This is a genomic window from Brevibacillus soli, assembly GCF_044759095.2.
Taxonomy (GTDB): domain Bacteria; phylum Bacillota; class Bacilli; order Brevibacillales; family Brevibacillaceae; genus JBIYSM02.
Genome location: NZ_JBIYSM020000046.1, coordinates 1 through 19763, shown reverse-complemented (window position 1 = coordinate 19763; position 19763 = coordinate 1). Strand labels below are relative to the sequence as shown.

Sequence of the window (19763 nt, the reverse complement as noted above, 5' to 3'; positions counted from 1 at the left end):
ATCAGTAGTTTTCTCCGGTTCTACCCCGATAGGAATGGGTATGGCCGTCATTAAAGGTGGTTTCTCCCCCAAATTCGTGATAATGGCCGCCATCGGGGAGAGGGATTGGCGGCCCCGTCCAACCGCGAAAGGAATGAACGTGCCCGTCTTCAAAAGATGTGACGCCCTCGTAATAATGAACGTGACCAATCCCCATCCTTGGGTATGGAGGAGTGGTTCTTCCTTGAACCGTATGGCGATGTCTGTCATCATAACTGGTTCGTGTCGAATAGCTGTGTATATGTCCGGGGATGTCGGCATACCGAACGAAAGTGATCCTATGGGAATGTTCTTTTTTCTCTACAGGTAATGCTGAAATCACTCCGTCCGAAACGGCATGGGCCCAGGGAGAATGATGACGAGAAAAAAATGGATTTGTTCGATAGAAAGTGACATCTTTTTTGGGAAGCGGGTTGTATAATTTCACTGGGAGAATCGATCGTTCCGTAAAAACCAGGGGGATTCAGAGATGAAAATCACGGTCAAGGGAATGACTATAGAAGGGACGCCGCATGAGGTGACTGCTTTTTTGCAGATGAACAATCTGCTTCCGATTCCACATTCGACAGACAAAGATTCGTCCTCGTTGGAGCCTTCTGCGCTAAACCTGTTGCTTTACAAGCAGATGGGGAAACGGCACTATCAAAATCGATATTTCTAAGGCTGGACAAAAACGACTCTTCCTGTTTCGGAAGAGTCGTTTTTTTTGGTATATAGGAATGTATAAATTTGGACATCCAATAAAGCCACTAGGAAAGCATTCGGGGCCCCAGCCGACACCAGCGATCGCTTAAGTCGGCTGGGTTTTCTTATCGTGTAGGAAAGTTTAAGGGCTTCACCGTTTGAAAGCGTCCTGAAATAAACTTTCCGGAACGCATAAAAAGTTTCCTCTAACGAAGAACCAGCTTCTTCGAGAGGGCTTCAATCGAAGCTTTTTTTACGTCAATTTTCAGCAGATGCGGAAGCCGGAGATCGGTCAAAAAGGGGAGAAAAACGGCCCTGCATCAGTGAGTCTATCAACTGTTCGCCGGTTAATGAAATGGTGATGCCCGGATCGGGAATGTCCACGATGAATGTGGCTTCGCGGTAGCGATACCAGAGCATGCCGACCGGATGAACAGCATATACGGCCACATCTTTCTCCAGTCTTCGAGCCGTCTGGGCGATGTCGCGAAGAGCACAAAACAACTCGCCCCAGACAGGAAGATAAGGCTTTTGCCGATGCAACTGCAGAACGGAAATCAGTGTTTCTTTTTGCTGCTTGAGCAAATCTTCTTGCATTTCCACGGAAACCACGGGCCATACTCCTCACAAAAATATGTAAGAATCATTGTAAGAGGATTTCGTTCATTAGGCAAGCGGGGAGATGGCGAGTAGATTCATCCTAGGATTTTCGTATTTTCCTGCGTCTCGCCCGATTTCGATATTGAAATGCCAATCTCCTGATCGTCCGATAGTAGGTTTGATCGGAAAGCTTGGCAAATAACCCGTGGGAAGGAAAATCGAAGTTGACTTCAATAATGGAAAGGTGTCCCTTTTTATCGACAGCGTAATCAATGCCGATTTGAGACGAGTGTTTATAACGGTTAAAGTGACGGCAAACCACATAGCTCAAACGAATCATGTCGCGGATAAACGGGCGGACTTGATTGGGCTCTATGGCATTGGAACGAATCAAGGCGCGATCCACCTTTGTTACATACCCGCCGCCGCGGGCCACGTTGGTTATGACACTGGTTGGCCCCGCCACCTTGGCCAGCATGCCGGCATATTGCCATTTCCCCAACCCGTTGCGCATCATCATCACGCGAATGTCAAAAGGACGCCCTTCTATTTCCGCCAGATCGATCCCTTTTTGGATCACGCAGCGCGCTGCCACGGAGTGTTGGTTTATTTTTTGGTACAACTCATCCAGCGAGGAAGCGTGCACAGATTGCCCCCGCTCTACGACAAATTCGTAGCCGCCCTGTGTCTTCCATACTTTCATGATCCCTTTTCCCATATGTTTGTTGCTCGGTTTAATAAAGACTGTGTTGTACTTGTTTAGGTACTCGGCTAAAGAGGAGCGCTGATAGATGGAAGTCGAGGGCAAATAGCTTCGGATCAATGGGTTTCTGGAAAAGAAATTGTGAAGACTCCATTTGGATGACGGTATCATAACATGCCCCCCGTTTTTGGTGTCAGTCGGTATAGCAGGGCGAAGGTGTAAGTGGAAGTTCCTTCCTACGTTAATATATACAGGGTCTGATGAAATGCCACTTTATTAGAGGATGTTTATAAAGTCCGGGAAACATTGCCGTCGCATCTCTTCGTTGCGTCGTCGCTCCGCTGCGCCGCACAGGACGTGCAAGTGTCGGCGTGGCCCCAGGACGGGGCGCTCTTAGCCGACCTTGGCTTTGTTTGTCCTCCTTTTTAAACGCCCACTATTATCTTTTTCATGTAACAATATTTTGTAAATGGAAATTGACTGGGGTAATTTTGTTTCTTATAATAAATTCATAAAATTCTGTTTGGTAAGCGCTATCAAAAAAGAGGAGGCGATGACGGTGAATCAACCGCCAAACCGGCAGGCGTACCGGGAGAAACGGGAGCATCTGCTGGTCGGATTGATGTCGGGAACCTCGCTGGATGGCGTGGATGCGGCACTGGTTGCCATTCACACGGACGAACGGGAGGATATTGTCGGCGTGCGTCTGCTGGGTTTTCACTATCTGCCCTACTCAGACGAGCTGCGGCAGCTGTTGATGAGCCTGTGCCGCGTGGAGACAGCACGGCTGGATCAGCTGGTAACGGCCCATTTCGGTTTGTCCGAGTGGTATGCCGAAGCGGTGCGGCAACTGCTTGAGAGATCAGGCATGAGAGCTGCCGAGGTGGACGCCCTCTGCATGCATGGGCAAACGGTGTGGCACATTGCCGGACGGACGACTTTCCCGGGGCCGAATGGAGCTGTTGATGTACGGGCCTCGCTGCAAATCGGGGAGTTGTCCACGCTGGCAGAGCGGACGGGCATTCCGGTCGTGGGCAACTTCCGGGCCAGGGATCTGGCAGCCGACGGTGAAGGAGCCCCGCTCGTTCCGTACGCGGATTACATATTGTTCCGCGATCCTCTCAAGGGTCGGCTTTTGCAAAACATCGGCGGCATCGCCAATGTAACGGTGCTGCCGGCAGGGGCTCGTATCGACGATCTGCTTGCATTTGACACCGGGCCGGGAAACATGGTGATCGATCAGATCATCCATCACGTCACAGGGGGCAGACAGCGTTTCGACGAGGGGGGAAAGATGGCCGCGAGCGGAACTGTCTGCGAAGAGCTGCTGCAGCAGCTCCTGGCTGATCCGTACTACGCCCAGCTGCCGCCGAAGAGCACCGGCCGGGAAGTGTACGGTCATGCTTTCGCCGAACAGCTGCTGGCGGAAGGGGAGAAGCGGCAGCTGTCGGGTGCCGATCTGACAGCTACCGCTACGGCGTTGACAGCCGCCACCATCACACAGGCGTACCGACAGTTCGTCTTTCCTTCCACGAGTGTTGACGAAGTAATCGTCTCCGGCGGCGGCGCTCACAACCAGACTCTCCTCCGGATGATTCGAAACCAGCTTCCGGCGGGTGTCACACTCACCACCAGCCAACAGTTTGGAGTGCCGGATGACGCCAAGGAGGCGATCGCTTTTGCCATTCTGGGGCATGAGACGCTGATGGGCAGACCCGGCAACGTGCCATCCGTGACGGGGGCAAGAAGAGCGGTACCACTCGGCAACATCTGCTATTAAAAAAGGTAAGCATAGGGGGACTCATTGTGAAAAAAAGGGTTTTGGCAGGCTTTTTTCTATCCTTGTCATTGATGCTTTCCGCTTGTACCGGCGGAGGCAATGCGCCGGGCGATCAGGCCAACCAGGGCAATCAACAGCCGGCAGTGACCAAATCGGAGCTGATTGTGGCGGCGGAACAAGAGCCGGTGGGCTATGACCCTCACAAAGTTCCGGCTGCCTCCAGCGTCCGCGTATACGCGCTCGTGTACGACAGCTTGACCAAGCTGGATGAAAGCCTGAACGTGATTCCCAACCTCGCAGAAAAGTGGGAGGTTGCCCCGGACGGCAAAACCATCACCTTTACGCTGCACAAAGGCGTGAAGTTCCACAACGGCCAGGAGATGACGGCGGAAGACGTAAAATACAGCTTTGAGCGCATCCTGAATCCTGACACCGGTGCCATTGCGAAATCCTACTTCTCCAGCGTGGAAGCAATCGAGGCGAAGGATCCGACTACGATTGTCTTCAAGCTGAAAAATCCGGATGCGGCTTTTATCGCCAATACAGCCAGCGCCTTTGCCTCCATCGTGCCAAAGGGTTCAACCGACCTGACCAAGGACGCGATGGGAACAGGTCCGTTCAAGCTGGAAAAAAGCGAACCGGGACAGTACGTTTTGTTGAAGAAAAATCCAGACTACTGGAACAAGGACCTGCCAAAAGTGGAGGCAATCAAGTTCCAAATCATGAAGGACGAAGCGGAACGTCTTGCAGCCATCCGCTCCGGCAAGGTAGACATCAGCACCGTTTCCGCAGATTCTGCGAAGCTTTTGGAAGGCAAGCCGGGTGTCCAGGTGAAAAGCTACCAGTCCCTGGAGTACAGCTACCTCGGCATCAACGTGAAGAAAAAGCCGTTCGACGATCCGCGCGTGCGCCAGGCGATCAGCTATGCCATTGACCGCAATCAGATTGTGCAAACCGTCTGGAAAGGGCAAGCGTCCCTGACCGGTCCGATTGCTCCGGCCCTGACCAACTGGGCGCTTGATCCGGCCGCTTACCCGAGCTACAAGCAGGATATCGCAAAAGCGAAGCAGCTCCTGGCGGAAGCAGGCTATCCCAACGGTTTCGAAACCGTACTGGAGACGGCTGCCACTTATCCCGACATGGCAGAATCGGCGCAAGTTCTGCAACAGCAATTGAAGGCGATCGGCATCAACGCGAAGATCAATCAGCTTGAGTGGGCCAAATACATTGAGACCTGGAAGTCCAAGGACATGACCTTGCTGGTGGGACGGAACACGTCCGGAGTGGACTCCGACCGTTCCATGCGCTTCTTTTTCCACACCGAGGGTTCCGCGAACGTGTGGAACTACTCCAACCCGAAATACGACGAGCTGGTTGTAAAAGCACTGCAAACCGTCGATCAGGGTGAACGCAAAAAACTGTACGACCAGGCACAGCAGCTGCTGGTGGAGGATGCGCCTAATCTGTTCCTCGCATCGCCGAAAAACTTTTACGCCGTAAGCGACAAGGTTGACTTCACGCCGACTGCTGCCGGCGAGGTTTATTCGCTGATCAAAGCATCCGTGAAGTAGCAAATAGGGAGTCGGGGAGTCACTGCCTCCCCGGCCCTTTCTTTTCTGGAGGGGTAGAAGTGGGAAGTTATCTGATCAAACGCATCATTAGCCTCGTTCCCATCCTGTTCGGCATCACCATTCTCGTCTTTACCATCCTGCATCTGGTGCCGGGCGATCCTGCTTCCATCATGCTGGGGACCAACGCGACACCGGAGGCGATCGCCGCCCTGCGCAAAAGCATGGGCTTGGACAAACCATTGCTTCAGCAGTATCTGCACTGGCTTGGCGGGCTGTTGAAAGGGGACTTCGGTGTCTCCGTGCATACCGGTGAGCCGATTTTGCCGCAAATTGTAAAACGTTTTGCCATCACACTGCAATTGACGGTTTTCGCCGTTCTCATCGGCTGGACGATTGCCATCCCGTTTGGAATCCTGTCGGCCGTTCGCGTTCACACAAAGACGGATATTGCGGTGCGGATCGTCACCCTGCTGGGAATCTCCGTCCCCAACTTCGCGATCGGAACGCTGCTGATGCTCGGTCTCTCTCTGTACTTCGGCTGGTTTCCCCCGATTGATGTGGTCAGCTTCTGGGAGGATCCGGCGGAGGCGTTCAAGGTGTTTATCCTGCCTGCCGTCACTATGGGCATTGTCGTTGCTGCCGGTGTTATGCGAATGACGCGTTCCGCGTTTTTGGAGACGATGGACAAGGAGTTTATCCGCACCGCTCGGGCGAAAGGCAACAACATGTGGACGGTGGTGTTCGGACACGCTCTTCGCAACTCGTCCATTCCCATCGTGACAATCGCGGGAATGCAGATCGGGTATCTCTTGGGCGGGTCGGTTATCGTGGAGCAATTGTTCTCCATTCCGGGATTGGGTCAGTACGTGCTGGACGGTATCTACCAGCGGGACTACCCGGTGGTGCAGGGGGGCGTCTTGTTCGTGGCGCTGGTCTTCGTCCTGGTGAACCTGTTGATTGACGTGATCTACACCTGGATTGACCCGCGAATCAAGTATTAAGGGAGAGACAACATGAGTACATTTCGACGACGTTTTTTGGAAAACAAAACCGCAGTCGCCTGTCTCGTCATCCTCTGTCTGCTCGCCGCTTGCGCCCTGCTGGCGCCGATGATTGCCCCGCATGACCCGACCGAGATGTTTCAGGACCACCGGATGGAAGGAAGCTCAGTTCAGTTCTGGCTGGGCACCGACCAGTTCGGCCGCGACCTGTTCAGCCGCATCGTCTACGGCGCCCAGGTGTCGCTCGTGGTGGGACTCTCTTCGGTGTTCGTCAGTGTGGTATTCGGAGCGTTGTTTGGGCTGATCGCCGGCTACTTTGGCCGCTGGGTGGACGGTTTTATCATGCGGGTCATGGACGTGCTGTTTGCGTTTCCGGAAATCCTGCTTGCTTTGGCGATTGTCGCCGCGTTGGGGCCGGGTACGATCAATACCATTCTCGCCATCGGGATCGTCAACATTCCCATTTTTACGCGTACCGTCCGGGGAGCCGTGCTGGCGGTAAAAAATCTGGAATTTGTTGAAAGCGCCCGTGCCATCGGAGCCAACACACCGCGCATCTTGTTCCTTGAGATTTTCCCGAATGTGACGGCACCGCTGCTGGTGCAGGCGTCGCTTGCCATTTCGGGGGCAATCCTGACCGAGTCGGCGCTAAGCTTCCTGGGGCTTGGGATCCAGCCGCCTGATCCATCCTGGGGAGGCATGATCTCGGAAGCGCGAAGATACATGGAGCTTGCACCCGGCATGATCATTTGGCCCTGTGCAGCGATGACCGTCACCATCCTGTCGTTTAACATGTTCGGCGACGCTGTCCGCGACATTCTGGATCCGCGCCACCGCAGCAAGTAAAAGGGGGGCCATGATGGAAAAAGAACGGATTGTGGAGCGCCTCAGAGAAAACCTGGAGAACGGCATCCGACAAGGCATTTTCCCCGGCGGGGTAACCAGTCTGACCGTTGGCAGCGAACCGCCCATGATCGTCGCAAGCGGTGCGGTGGAGGCGGGGGAACAAGCTCAGCCGGCCAGTGAACGGATCGTCTACGACATGGCTTCCCTGACCAAGGTGATGGTGACCTTGCCGTTGGTGCTGATCAGCGTACAGAAGGGAAAGCTCTCCCTGACCGATCCGTTGATCACGTACGTTCCCGAACTCGAAGCGGGACAGGACACCGTGCGAAAGCGAAAAATCACTCTGCTCCACCTGCTCACCCACACCTCGGGACTGCCGGCGTGGCGCCCTTATTTCATACTGGGACAGGGGCGGGAAGCGTACCTGCGATTGTTGGCCGACGAGAAGCTGATGGGCGTTCCGGGGGAGCAGGCGGTGTACAGCGACCTGGGATTCATGCTGCTCGGCTTCGTCCTGGAACGCATCTGGGACGAGGAGTTGAGCCGGTTGGCACAGCGCCTGATCTTTCAGCCGAGCGGAATGACCATGACGACCTACAAGCCGCTTGCGGCAGGAATTGCTGCTGAGCTGATCGCACCGACGGAGGACGGCAACGGTTACGAGTTGGAGATGGTCAGGCAGCAGATCGTGCAGGCGTCAAGCACCGGTCATCCATCTGCGGCAATCTGGCAGGAGTGCCTGGACCGGTTTGTCTGGAGGAAAGGCATCATCCGCGGGACGGTGCACGATGGCAACTGCTGCTACGGTCTGGGCGGGGTAAGCGGGCATGCGGGCCTGTTTTCCACGATCGGGGACGTTGAGCGTTACATGCTCATCTGGACCTCAAAGGAAGCCGAGGTCCGTCTCGACCCCGTATTGCGTGCGCACGCCACCCGTTGTTACACCGGCCCGTTCGCACCCAAAAGAGCGATGGGCTGGGAGGCTTCGGCAACAGTCGGCACGCTGGAACAAACGGCAGCCGGCTGTTCAGGCGGCGATCTGCTTTCGGCAGCAGCCTATGGACACACCGGCTTTACCGGCACCTCCGTCTGGCACGATCCGCTGCGAAGCGCCACCCTTATCACCTTGACGAATCGCGTCCATCCCACCGTCAGCAACCGGATGGGAGAGTGGCGCAAAAGCCATCACAACTCCGTTTTTTCGCTGGTAACGCCATCACTCCGAGAAGAAAGGTGAGAACCCGATGCTGGAGATTCAAAACTTGCGTACGTCTTTTATCCAATCCGGCAGGAAGCTGACCGTGATCGAAGATGTCAGTTTCTCCGTAAAAGCGGGAGAAACGCTCGGCGTCGTCGGGGAATCCGGTTGCGGCAAAAGCGTTACCAGTCTGTCGATCATGCGGCTCTTAGGCAAGAACGTGGATTTGTCAGGCAGCATTCGTTTTCAGGACAGAGAGCTCCTGGAACTGACGGAAAAGCAGATGCAATCCGTGCGCGGCAACCAGATTGCGATGATTTTTCAAGAACCGATGACCTCTCTCAATCCGCTGCATCCAATCGGAAAACAGATCAGCGAACCGCTGCGCCGTCATCTTGGCTTGTCCAGACAGGCGGCCCGGGAACGTGCCGTCCAATTGTTGAAGGAAGTGGGGATCCCCCGCGCAGAGGAAATCGTTTCCGAATATCCCCACCAACTGTCCGGCGGGATGCGGCAGCGCGTCATGATCGCCATGGCGATGGCCTGCAATCCCAAGCTGTTGATTGCCGACGAGCCGACAACGGCGCTGGACGTAACCATTCAGGCGCAAATCCTGGAACTGATGAAAAGGGTGCGGCAGGAGCACGGCACGTCCATCCTGCTGATTACCCATGATCTCGGGGTCGTGGCGGAGATGTGCCACCGTGTGATCGTGATGTATGCGGGCCAAATCGTGGAGCAGGCAGATGTGAACAGCTTGTTCAACGACCCGAAACACCCGTACACAAGGGGACTGCTCAACTCCATGCCAAGCGTCAAAACCGAACGGGAGCGGCTTGACGCCATTCCCGGCACAGTGCCGATGCTGCACGAAATGCCGCAGGGCTGCCGATTCGCGCCGCGCTGTTCCCGGGCAATGGAGATCTGCCGCGAGCAAAATCCGGAGCTCTTGGACGTCTCCGACACGCAAAAATGCCGTTGCTGGCTGTATGGCGAGGAGGGACGGGCATGACACAGCCCCTCTTGGAAATCAAGGGTTTGAAAAAACATTTTACGACGAAAAAAGGCCTGTGGGGGAAAGAAAAAACCGTTCGAGCCGTCGACGGGGTGGACTTGACCGTTTATCCCGGTGAAACCGTCAGCATTGTGGGCGAGTCTGGCTGCGGAAAATCGACGACCGGCCGCTGCATCCTGCGACTGATTGAACCGACTGACGGGGAGATCCTGTTCCAGGGGCGGGACATCCGCAAGCTGAACGCAACAGAGCTGCGCAGAGCCCGCCGCGACATGCAGCTGGTGTTTCAGGATCCGTTTGCTTCACTCAACCCGCGGAAAACCGTGGGCCAAATCCTGCAGGATCCGCTGATCGTGCACGGAATCGGCACGCCCGCTGAACAGCGGAAACAAGTGGAGGAAATGATCGAAATCGTCGGATTAACCAGGCAGCACCTGGATCGTTTTCCGCATGAGTTTTCCGGCGGCCAGCGGCAGCGTGTCGGAATCGCCCGCGCCCTGATCCTGCGCCCCAAGCTGGTTATCGCCGACGAACCGGTTTCCGCGCTGGACGTGTCCATCCAGGCGCAGATTCTCAACCTGATGCAGGATTTGCAAAAGGAGTTTCAGCTTACGTATCTGTTTATCTCTCACGACTTGAGCGTAGTGCGTCACATCTGTGACCGAGTGGCGGTCATGTACCTGGGAAAAGTGGTCGAGGTAGCCGACAAAAGGACCCTGTATGAAAAGCCGACCCATCCGTACACGCAAGCGCTCCTGTCCGCCGTGCCGGTGCCGGATCCGAACCAAACGGTGAAGCGAATCATTTTGGAAGGGGATCTGCCAAGTCCGGCCAACCCGCCTTCGGGCTGTACGTTTCACCCGCGCTGTCGGCACTCTATGGAGACGTGCAGGACGACCATCCCTGCGCTCAGGCAGACGAAGGCCGGACACTTTGTTTCCTGTCATCTGGAGTAAGGCGGGTATCGATTTGAAGCAAAGGAGGTTGGAGAGGACATGCTTGAAAAACTGGATGAGTTGACGACGGAATTGCAGAACGAACAGACACATAACCTCGATACGCTGTCGGTACAGGAGATTCTGCGGTTGATGAATGAAGAGGATAAAAAGGTTCCCTACGCCGTAGCACAGGTGCTGGACCAGGTGGCGCAAGCGGTGGAACTGATTGCAGACTCGCTGGAAAAAGGGGGGCGGTTGTTTTACTTTGGCGCCGGAACAAGCGGGAGGCTGGGGATATTGGACGCTTCCGAGTGTCCCCCGACGTTCGGGACGGATCCGGAACTGGTGCAAGGCATCATCGCCGGAGGTCCTTCTGCCATGGTGAAGGCGGTGGAAGGGGCAGAGGATTTGCCGGAGCTGGGCGAGCAGGATGTGCACAAGTACGGTGTAACCGCTCGTGATGTTGTCGTCGGGATTGCCGCCAGCGGGCGCACGCCGTACGTGATGGGAGCGCTCCGGGAAGCGAGAAAGCTGAACGCCAAAACGATCGCTCTCTCCTGCGTGGAAACGGGGTTGATCAGCGCGTGGGCGGACATCGCCATCAATGTGGTGGTCGGGCCTGAGGTGTTGACGGGATCGACCAGACTGAAATCGGGAACCGCGACAAAATTGGTGCTGAACATGCTGACCACTGCAGTGATGATCAAATTGGGAAAAGTATACGGCAACCTGATGGTCAACGTGCAGGCAACCAACGGAAAGCTGAAGGAACGCGTCAAACGGATCGTGATGGAAGTGACCGGCGCCAGCTATGAAGAGGCGGAACAGTTGGCCAAGGTGGCCAACGGCGACGCCAAGACGGCAATCATCATGAAGCTGACCGGGCTTGGTGTTGAGGAATCTGTGCGGCTGCTGGATGAAACAGGCGGCAGAATCCGCGAGGCGATTGAACGCTACGGCTGAAATCGTACGGGCCGCAAGCTGGTTTGTCGGGAAGGAGCTGGTTGGGCATGAAGGTTGTCAAAGTGGAGAAGTACGAAGAGGTATGCGAACATGCCTCGGAAATGGTGCTTACGGCTTGGAAGCAGCATCCGCAGCTGGTTTTGGGACTCGCCACCGGCTCGACTCCGATCGGATTTTATCGGAGGCTGGTGGAACGATACCTGCAGGAGCGTCTTGATTTTTCCGGAATCACCACGTTCAATCTGGACGAGTATTACCCGATCAAGCGCAGCCATCCGCAAAGTTTCGCCCGTTTCATGAAGGAACATTTTTTTGATCACGTCAACATTCCCGCGGAACAGATTCACATCCTGAACGGAGAAGCACTAGACACGGGGGAGGAGTGCAGCCGGTTTGAAGCTGGCATCGATGCGGCTGGAGGGGTCGACATTCAGATCCTCGGAATTGGCCGCAACGGTCATATCGGCTTCAATGAACCGGGGACACCGTTTGGCTCCCGATCCCATCTCGTTGCCCTGACGGCCAGCACCATTCAGGCAAATTCCCGCTTTTTTGCCGATCCGTCGGAGATGCCGCGGCACGCTTTGACCATGGGGATTCAGACCATTATGAAAAGCAAAAAAATACTCCTGCTGGCAGTCGGAGAGGGAAAAGCGGAAGCCATCCGTCTGGCGCTGCAGGGGCCAGTCACGGAAGCGATGCCGGCGTCCATTCTTAAGCGTCACCCGGACGTGACACTGATACTGGACAGAGGGGCTGCTTCTCTGTTGGGAGGAGGGGTTCAAGATGCTGCCGCAAGAGATTCGCAATAAATTGAGAGCCATTGTGGGAGAAGCCCACTGTCTGGATAAGCAGGAGGCGCTTGTCGCCTATTCCTATGACGCGACTCCGATGCATCAGTCACTGCCTGATGCGGTCGTCATGCCGAAAAATACGGACGAAGTGAGTCAGGTGGTGAAGGTCGCGGCGGAGCACAAGATTCCCATCGTGACGCGCGGCGCCGGCTCCAACCTGTGCGCGGGAACCGTTCCGGTTGGCGGCGGCATCGTCCTCGTGCTGAATCGGATGAACCGGATTCTGGAGATCGACGGGCAGAATCTGACGATCACCGTCCAGCCCGGGGTCCGAACCATCGAGATTCACCAGGCGGTGGAATCACAAGGGCTGTTTTATCCGCCTGACCCCAGCAGCATGGTCGTCTCCACCATTGGAGGAAACATTGCTTTGGGTTCCGGAGGGCTGCGAGGTCTCAAATACGGCACGACCAAGGACTACGTGCTCGGGCTGGAGGCCGTGCTGGCGAACGGCGAGGTGATACGCACCGGGGGCAAACTGATGAAAGACGTGGCTGGCTACGACCTGACCAAGCTTTTGGTCGGATCGGAAGGAACGCTGGCCATTATCACGGAGGCGACGCTGAAGCTGATTCCGAAACCAAAGACGCAGCGCGTCATGCTGGCGATGTTTCACGACCTGACGCAGGCGGCCAAAACGGTCTCCGACATCATCGCCAGCCGGATTATTCCGGCTACGCTGGAATTTATGGATCAGGGCACGATTAAAGTGGTGGAGGACTTTAAAAAGATCGGACTGCCCACGGATATGGCAGCCGTTTTGATCATCGGGCAGGACGGCGATCCTCATTCTGTCGATTGCGACATGGAACGGATCGCACAGATCTGCCGGGAGAACGGTTCCGTCCGCACACAGGTAGCCGGCACTGCCGAGGAAGCGGAAGAAGTGATGACGGCGCGGAGGAGCGCGCTGGCAGCTTTGTCCCGGCTGCGGCCGACCACAATTCTGGAGGATGCCACAGTTCCGCGGGCACAGATCACAACCATGGTGGAGGCGATCCAGCAAATTGCAGACAGGCACGGCGTACAGATCTGCACGTTTGGACACGCCGGCGACGGAAACTTGCATCCCACCTGCATGACAGACGCCCGAAATCACGAGGAAATCGAACGGGTGGAGCGGGCGTTTGAAGAGATTTTCGCCGTCGCCATTGAACTGGGCGGAACGATTACCGGTGAACACGGGATCGGTGTGGTGAAATCGCCGTTTCTGGAGTGGAAACTGGGGGCGGCCGGCATGGAACTCATGAAATCCATCAAAAAGGCATTTGATCCGGACAACATTCTCAACCCCGGCAAGATGTTTGCTAGGGAAACCCGAAACAGGGTGGTGGTCCATCGTGCTTAAGGAAAAGCTGACAGCCAAACTGGATTACGAAGAACTGTCCAACTGCATGCGCTGCGGTTTTTGTCAGCCCGCCTGTCCCACGTTTCGCGAGACGGGATACGAAGCGGCTTCACCGCGCGGCAGAATCGCCCTGATGAAAGCGGTAGCGGATGGCATCATGGAGCCGGATCAGGACTTTGTGGACCAGATGAACCTTTGCCTCGGCTGCCGCGCCTGCGAGCCGGTGTGTCCGGCAGGGGTTCATTATGGTCAACTGATTGAGCAGGCTCGCGACGCAATCGAGGATTACGTCAAGCATCCATGGTGGGTGCGCGTCATCCGCAAGCTGGCGTTTGAGCATCTCTTGCCGCACCAGAGGCGGCTTTATTGGTTGGGACGCCTGCTTGGCATCTACCAGCGCACCGGATTGCAGCAGGCCATTCGAAAGGCGGGACTGCTTCGCATTCTGCCGCAGCAGCTCCAGGAAATGGAGTCGATCATGCCGGAGGCCGCTAACCGTGGCTTGGCAGAGGAACTGGGAACCATCGTACCTGCCAGAGGAGAGCGAAAGCTGCGGGTGGGCATGTTTCGCGGCTGCATCATGGACGTCTTGTTTCAAGGGACCAACGTGAATACGGTGCGGCTGTTGGCAGATGCCGGTTGCGAAGTGGTGATTCCGCCGGAGCAGGCGTGCTGCGGCGCCCTGCACGCGCACAGCGGAGAGCGGGAGCAGGCTCGTGCCCTGGCGAAACGAAACATGGCTGCCTTCAAAGAAGCAGGGGTAGACATCATCGTTTCCAACGCAGGCGGCTGCGGCGCGCTTTTGCAGGAGTACGACCACCTGCTGAAGGGGGATTCGGAGTGGGAGGAAGAAGCCGCCTGGTTTTCGCAGCGGGTACGGGACATCAGTGAAGTGCTGGTTGATCTGGTTAAGACGTCCCAATGGCAGCCGCTCGCCAAACGTATTTCGTACCAGTCCTCCTGCCATCTGCGCAACGGGATGAAGGTGACAAGGCATCCGGCCCAGCTGCTTCAAAACATCCCGGGAGCAACGTTCGTGCCGTTGTTTGAAGCAGACCGCTGCTGCGGTTCGGCCGGCATCTACAACCTGGTGCAGCCGGAGATGTCCAGCAGCATACTGGTAGAAAAGATGGAACATGTTGCCGCGACGCAGGCCGACATCCTGGTGACCTCCAACCCCGGCTGTCTGCTTCAGATGAAAGCGGGCATCCGCCGTGCGGGCTTGTCTGACCGGATGGAAGCGGTTCATCTGGTGGATTTGCTGGCACGTGTGAGCGAACCAAAACGTTGAAAAGCTGCCTCATAGGAGAGCACTGCAAAACGCTTCCGTTATATGGAAAACGGAGGCGTTTCTTTGCTTCGCTGTAGGGGCCTTGATCTCGGGAAGAAAGGCACCATAGTATTCCGTCATCAGCATTTTGGTGGCACTTTTCCAGTTCCGTTGAACCTCTGGATATTATCCCAGAGCCAATCAAGGGTTTCATTTTCCCAAGTCTTGTCTGACGACAATTCAATTTTTCACTTGTTTGAATTTTTTGCTATACTGGGATAAAAACAGACGTCCATTCTAAGGAGAGATAGGAGTGGAGCAAAAGGCAGAGGTATTGACCAAATCACCAGCAGGGATCCCTTATTGGGTGAAAGTGGTCATCGTTTTCTTTTTAGGCTGGTTTTTTATTTATGCCGACCGGGTGATCTTGAATCCGGTTTTGGGTCAAATTGAAGCGGAGTTTGCTTTGGACAAGTCGCAAATCGGGTTTCTCACCAGCGTCTTTTTTTTCGCTTACGCCCTGGCCCAAATTCCATCCGGCTTGCTGGGGGAACGGTACGGCCGGAAGCTGGTTCTCGTGCTGGGCTTCGTGTTTTTCGGATTGTGTACCGGTGCGACGGGGTTGGTTACCGGTTACGGGATGTTTCTTCTGCTTCAATTTCTCACGGGGATTGGGCAGGGAACGTATTACGGCCCGCAGTATGCCTTGTCGTCGGAAGTCATTCCGCTGAAGTACCGCAGTCTGGGCAGCGCAATGATCAACAGCGGCGGAGCTTTCGGCATCGGACTGGGCTACATCGCATCCAGCTATGTCTCGCTGGTCTGGGACTTTTCCTGGCGCACGCTGTTTCTGCTGTTCGCTGTTCCGACGGTCCTGGTCGGGCTGATGATCTGGTGGACGGTACGGGACGGGCGCCGCATCCCGCAGGAAAAAGGAAGTGTGGAAGCGCAGGAATCAATCCCGCTTCTGACCCTGTTTCGCAACCGGAACATGCTGATCATTTTCGCCGTATTGTTCTGTTCCCTCTACGGATTTTTCATGATTCTCACCTGGCTGCCGTACTACCTGCAGGATGAGCGGGGACTGCAGGGATCGGAGGTGGGATACGTTTCGTCGCTCGTGGCCTGGGCGTCCATTCCAGGCGCTTTGATGTTCAGCAAGTTGTCGGACAAGCTGGGCAGACGCAAACCGCTGGCAGCCGTCATGCTGCCGTGTGCCGCTGTCTCCATCTGCGCCATCGTCTTCATTCAGGACTACACCTTGCTGATTGCGGCCCTTTTGCTCTACGGCTTGACCGGCAAAATGGCGCTCGATCCGGTGCTGATTGCATTCGTTGCCGACAACGTACCGAAAGCGGCGTACAGCAAGGCATTTTCCGTCTACAACTTCATCGGCATGTGCTCTTCCATTGTGGCGCCGTATGTGACTGGCTTTATCGCCGAGAGAACGGGAAGCATGGCCTCCGGTTTTTATCTGGCGGCCATCCTGCTGGTGCTGGCGATGGGCCTCATCTTTTTCGCCCGGGAACGATAGAAACTTCATATTACAAAAACTCCGGGGGCTTTCCCCGGTTTTTTCATCGTGTAGGAAAGTTTAAGGGCTTCACCGTGAGAAAGCGTCCTGAAATAAACTTTCCGGAACGCATAAAAAGTTTCCTCTAACGAAGAACCAGCTTCTTCGAGAGGGCTTCAATCGAAGCTTTTTTTATTTTTTGTGTAAAAAAATAGAAATGAAGGATAATAACAGAAGCGAATCATGCCGGAATGGACAAACTATCGGAAGAGTACCAAAAAAGCTAAAAGAGCTAAAAGAAATAAAAAAGAAAAGAATAAAAAAAATAGGTCTTTGTGAAATTTGTGTTAAGATTGATTTCACAGTATTGAAATTCATTCATACTAAACAAATTTTTCAGTCATCAGGAGGAGCAGAAATGGAAACAGTTCTGACGCAGAAGAAACATCCCCCGGGATTGTACCTGCTGTTCTTTACAGAGATGTGGGAACGATTCAGTTATTACGGCATGCGGGCGCTGCTGACGCTGTATTTGACCACTGCGCTGATCAGCGGCGGTCTTGGCTTTGAGGAAAGCGTCGCAATGAGCATTTACGGCTTTTTTACCGGTGCCGTGTACTTTACTCCGCTGGTTGGAGGATACCTTTCCGACCGATACCTCGGCAGACGATTGGCGATTACGATCGGCGGTATTGCCATGGCGCTGGGTAACTTCGTCCTGTTCGCCGACCAAAGCAAATGGGGCTTGTATGCAGGCTTGGGTCTGTTGATTATTGGAAACGGTTTCTTCAAACCGAACATTTCTACCCTGGTCGGTGAATTGTACGGGGAAAAGGACAACAGAAGAGACGCCGCATTCACCATCTTCTATATGGGCATCAACATTGGCGCTTTCTTTGCCCCGTTGGTTTGCGGTTACCTGGCCGAAGACTACTTCAAAACCACGGTGAACGGTGTCGTCCAATACGGTTTCAAATACGGTTTCCTGGCAGCGGCGATCGGGATGGTGATCGGTCAGATCCTGTTCAACACGTTGGCTAACCGCTATCTCGGAGATATCGGCAAAAAGCCGGTAGGAAAATCGGTTAAGCCAGAAGCCGGAGAAAAGACGAATGCTCCATTGACCAAGAAGGAAAAGCAAAGAACGGCAGTGATTGTGATTTTGGCCTGCTTCGTGGTATTCTTCTGGGCCGGCTTTGAACAGGCGGGAAGCTCGCTTACTCTGTACACAGACAAGTTTGTTGACCGACAAATGGGCGGTTGGGAAGTTCCAACATCCTGGTTCCAATCCTTAAACCCGCTCTTTATCGTGATTCTGGCACCTGTTCTGTCCGCCCTGTGGGTCAAGCTTTCCTATACAAAACGGGGCGATCTGAGCATCCCGACGAAAATGGCCTTCGGGATGATCCTGCTCGGTTTGGGTTATGTAGTGCTTCTGCTGGCCGTGATGCAGACGGGCAGCGACGAGGCGAACATGCCGCAGAAGGCAAACGTCTCGTTCATTGTGTTCACGTATCTTCTGCATACCCTCGGGGAATTGTTCCTCTCCCCGGTAGGGTTGTCGATGGTAAGCAAAATCGCTCCGGTGAAGCTCGCATCCCTGCTGATGGGCGTATGGCTGGCCAGCTCCGGTGTGGCGAACATCCTGGCGGGTCAACTGGCTTCCACAACGGAAACTCTGGGATATTTCGAAGTGTTTGGCTTGATCGGTTTGATGGCTGTCGGATTAGGCCTGGTGCTTTTATTGATCTCCAACAAGCTGGTCAAAATGATGGAGTAACAAAGGTCGCGAAAGTCCCCTGCCTCAGAGGGGGGCTTTCTCTCATTCATTTTGATTAATAATATTGAAATTTATTTTAGTTATTGTGAATTTGTGCGTAATTTGTTATGATAGCACCGTTGTCGATTCGAAAATAGTTACCGATTCATGTATTTTCATCGAAATTCGTAATCGTGAGGTGGTTGGGTGAAACGATACGGTTTGGCAATTCAAATTTTCGCCGGTTTGATTCTTGGTATTATCGTAGGTGCGCTGTTTTACGGTAATCCTGCCATCGAGAGTGTATTGAAGCCGATTGGAGATATTTTTATTCGCTTGATTAAAATGATCGTTGTCCCGATCGTTCTCTCCACGCTGATCGTCGGGGTAGCTGGCGTAGGCGATGTGAAAAAACTGGGAAAAATCGGCGGAAAGACGATTCTTTATTTTGAAATCGTTACCACGATTGCGATTATTGTCGGTCTTTTGGCAGCCAACCTGTTCCAGCCGGGAGCGGGAGTCAACATGGCGCAACTGGCCAAAACCGATATCCAGAAGTATGTAGACACAGCTGAAACAACGAAAAGCCATGGATTCGCCGAAACGTTTGTGAACATCGTGCCGAAAAACGTGATGGAGGCGCTGGCCAACGGCGACATGCTGGCGATCATCTTCTTCGCCGTCATTTTCGGCTTGGGTGTGGCAGCCATCGGCGAAAAAGGAAAGCCGGTTCTGAACTTTTTCCAGGGTGTTGCTGACGCCATGTTCTGGGTCGTAAACTTTATCATGAAGTTCGCTCCGTTCGGCGTGTTCGCTTTGATCGGGGTAACGGTGTCCAAGTTTGGTGTTGCCTCGCTGATTCCGCTGGGTAAACTGGTAGTCAGCGTACACCTCTCGATGCTGTTCTTCGTGGTCGTTGTTTTGGGAGTCATCGCACGGATGTGCGGAATCTCCATTTTCTCCTTTATCAAGCTTCTGAAGGATGAGCTTCTGCTTGCTTACTCTACAGCCAGCTCGGAAACCGTCCTGCCGAAGATCATGGAAAAAATGGAGAAACTGGGTTGCTCCAAAGCGATTACGTCGTTCGTGATTCCGACCGGTTATTCGTTTAACCTGGACGGTTCCACGCTCTACCAGGCACTTGCCGCGATCTTCATCGCACAGATGTATGGCATTGAGATGTCCCTCAGTGCTCAGATCACGCTGGTTCTGGTGTTGATGGTAACGTCGAAAGGGATCGCCGGAGTACCAGGTGTCTCCTTTGTAGTCCTGTTGGCTACACTTGGTTCTGTCGGTATTCCTGTCGAGGGTCTGGCGTTTATCGCTGGTATTGACCGCATTCTCGATATGGCCCGCACAGTGGTCAACGTGATTGGCAACTCGCTCGCCGCGATCGTGATTTCTCGTTGGGAAGGTCAGTTTGATTCGAAAGCAGCGAAAAGAGTCTTGGGCAAATCCGCGTCGCAAGTGGCCTGATCCTGTTTTTTGCCCAATCAAGCCGGCTCCTGTTTTTGACAAGGGGCCGGTTTTTTTAGTGTAGAATTTATAAATTTGGACATCCCATACAGCCGCTAGAAAAGAGTTCGGGGCCCCGCCCGGCGAAGCGTTAGCTAGTTTCCCCTGAAAAATTCCTGGGGTAAGTCAAAAACAAAAGGAATTCAGCTCTCTAAATGGAAGTAGT

The 19763-nt window shown here is 54.4% G+C and carries 18 protein-coding genes; 15 read left to right on the top strand and 3 right to left on the bottom strand.

Annotated elements, in window-relative coordinates; translation table 11 throughout:
• Position 1 precedes the first annotated feature (1 nt).
• Entirely contained in the window at positions 2–361 is a 360-nt protein-coding gene (locus ACE99V_RS17040) for a YmaF family protein (protein WP_400492440.1), read from the bottom strand.
• Positions 362–508: 147 nt separating this feature from the next.
• On the opposite strand from ACE99V_RS17040, the gene ACE99V_RS17035 reads away from it, so the two are divergent.
• Positions 509–700, top strand: coding sequence for a hypothetical protein (locus ACE99V_RS17035; protein ID WP_400492432.1), 192 nt, complete (start codon positions 509–511; stop codon positions 698–700).
• Positions 701–981: 281 nt separating this feature from the next.
• Here the strand turns inward: ACE99V_RS17035 and ACE99V_RS17030 are convergent, their stop codons facing one another.
• Entirely contained in the window at positions 982–1335 is a 354-nt protein-coding gene (locus tag ACE99V_RS17030) for a hypothetical protein (protein WP_400492430.1), read from the bottom strand.
• A gap of 88 nt (positions 1336–1423) precedes the next feature.
• On the bottom strand, positions 1424–2197 hold the full coding sequence (locus ACE99V_RS17025) for a YheC/YheD family protein (RefSeq protein WP_400492429.1): 774 nt from the start codon (positions 2195–2197) through the stop codon (positions 1424–1426).
• A gap of 388 nt (positions 2198–2585) precedes the next feature.
• Between ACE99V_RS17025 and ACE99V_RS17020 the strand changes: the two genes are divergently transcribed.
• From ACE99V_RS17020 to ACE99V_RS16955, 14 genes are all read left to right on the top strand, one after another.
• Positions 2586–3806, top strand: a complete 1221-nt coding sequence (locus ACE99V_RS17020; protein ID WP_400492428.1) for an anhydro-N-acetylmuramic acid kinase — start codon at positions 2586–2588, stop codon at positions 3804–3806.
• Between the two features lie 26 nt (positions 3807–3832).
• Positions 3833–5377, top strand: a complete 1545-nt coding sequence (locus tag ACE99V_RS17015; RefSeq protein WP_400492427.1) for an ABC transporter substrate-binding protein — start codon at positions 3833–3835, stop codon at positions 5375–5377.
• Between the two features lie 59 nt (positions 5378–5436).
• Entirely contained in the window at positions 5437–6378 is a 942-nt protein-coding gene (locus ACE99V_RS17010) for an ABC transporter permease (protein WP_400492426.1), read from the top strand.
• A gap of 12 nt (positions 6379–6390) precedes the next feature.
• Positions 6391–7224 (top strand): ABC transporter permease, encoded by an 834-nt coding sequence (locus ACE99V_RS17005; protein ID WP_400492425.1) that lies wholly within the window; start codon positions 6391–6393, stop codon positions 7222–7224.
• A gap of 10 nt (positions 7225–7234) precedes the next feature.
• Positions 7235–8461 (top strand): serine hydrolase domain-containing protein, encoded by a 1227-nt coding sequence (locus ACE99V_RS17000; protein WP_420998578.1) that lies wholly within the window; start codon positions 7235–7237, stop codon positions 8459–8461.
• A gap of 7 nt (positions 8462–8468) precedes the next feature.
• Complete coding sequence (locus tag ACE99V_RS16995; protein ID WP_400492422.1) at positions 8469–9434, top strand: ABC transporter ATP-binding protein; 966 nt, start codon at positions 8469–8471, stop codon at positions 9432–9434.
• Positions 9431–10393, top strand: a complete 963-nt coding sequence (locus tag ACE99V_RS16990; protein WP_400492421.1) for an ABC transporter ATP-binding protein — start codon at positions 9431–9433, stop codon at positions 10391–10393. Before ACE99V_RS16995 ends, ACE99V_RS16990 begins: the two co-directional genes overlap by 4 nt.
• 39 nt (positions 10394–10432) lie before the next feature.
• Positions 10433–11338 (top strand): N-acetylmuramic acid 6-phosphate etherase, encoded by a 906-nt coding sequence (murQ, locus tag ACE99V_RS16985; protein ID WP_400492420.1) that lies wholly within the window; start codon positions 10433–10435, stop codon positions 11336–11338.
• 47 nt (positions 11339–11385) lie between these two features.
• Entirely contained in the window at positions 11386–12150 is a 765-nt protein-coding gene (nagB, locus tag ACE99V_RS16980; RefSeq protein WP_400492419.1) for a glucosamine-6-phosphate deaminase, read from the top strand.
• Positions 12125–13540, top strand: a complete 1416-nt coding sequence (gene glcD, locus ACE99V_RS16975; protein ID WP_400492418.1) for a glycolate oxidase subunit GlcD — start codon at positions 12125–12127, stop codon at positions 13538–13540. The genes nagB and glcD overlap by 26 nt, the downstream gene beginning before the upstream one ends.
• On the top strand, positions 13533–14831 hold the full coding sequence (locus ACE99V_RS16970) for a (Fe-S)-binding protein (protein WP_400492416.1): 1299 nt from the start codon (positions 13533–13535) through the stop codon (positions 14829–14831). The genes glcD and ACE99V_RS16970 overlap by 8 nt, the downstream gene beginning before the upstream one ends.
• A 292-nt stretch (positions 14832–15123) precedes the next feature.
• Positions 15124–16344, top strand: a complete 1221-nt coding sequence (locus ACE99V_RS16965; RefSeq protein WP_400492414.1) for an MFS transporter — start codon at positions 15124–15126, stop codon at positions 16342–16344.
• 397 nt (positions 16345–16741) lie between these two features.
• On the top strand, positions 16742–18103 hold the full coding sequence (locus tag ACE99V_RS16960) for a peptide MFS transporter (protein ID WP_400492413.1): 1362 nt from the start codon (positions 16742–16744) through the stop codon (positions 18101–18103).
• Positions 18104–18289: 186 nt separating this feature from the next.
• The gene (locus ACE99V_RS16955; protein ID WP_400492412.1) at positions 18290–19558 is read left to right on the top strand and encodes a cation:dicarboxylate symporter family transporter; all 1269 of its coding nucleotides are present in this window, start codon (positions 18290–18292) and stop codon (positions 19556–19558) included.
• The last annotated feature ends 205 nt before the right edge of the window (positions 19559–19763 follow it).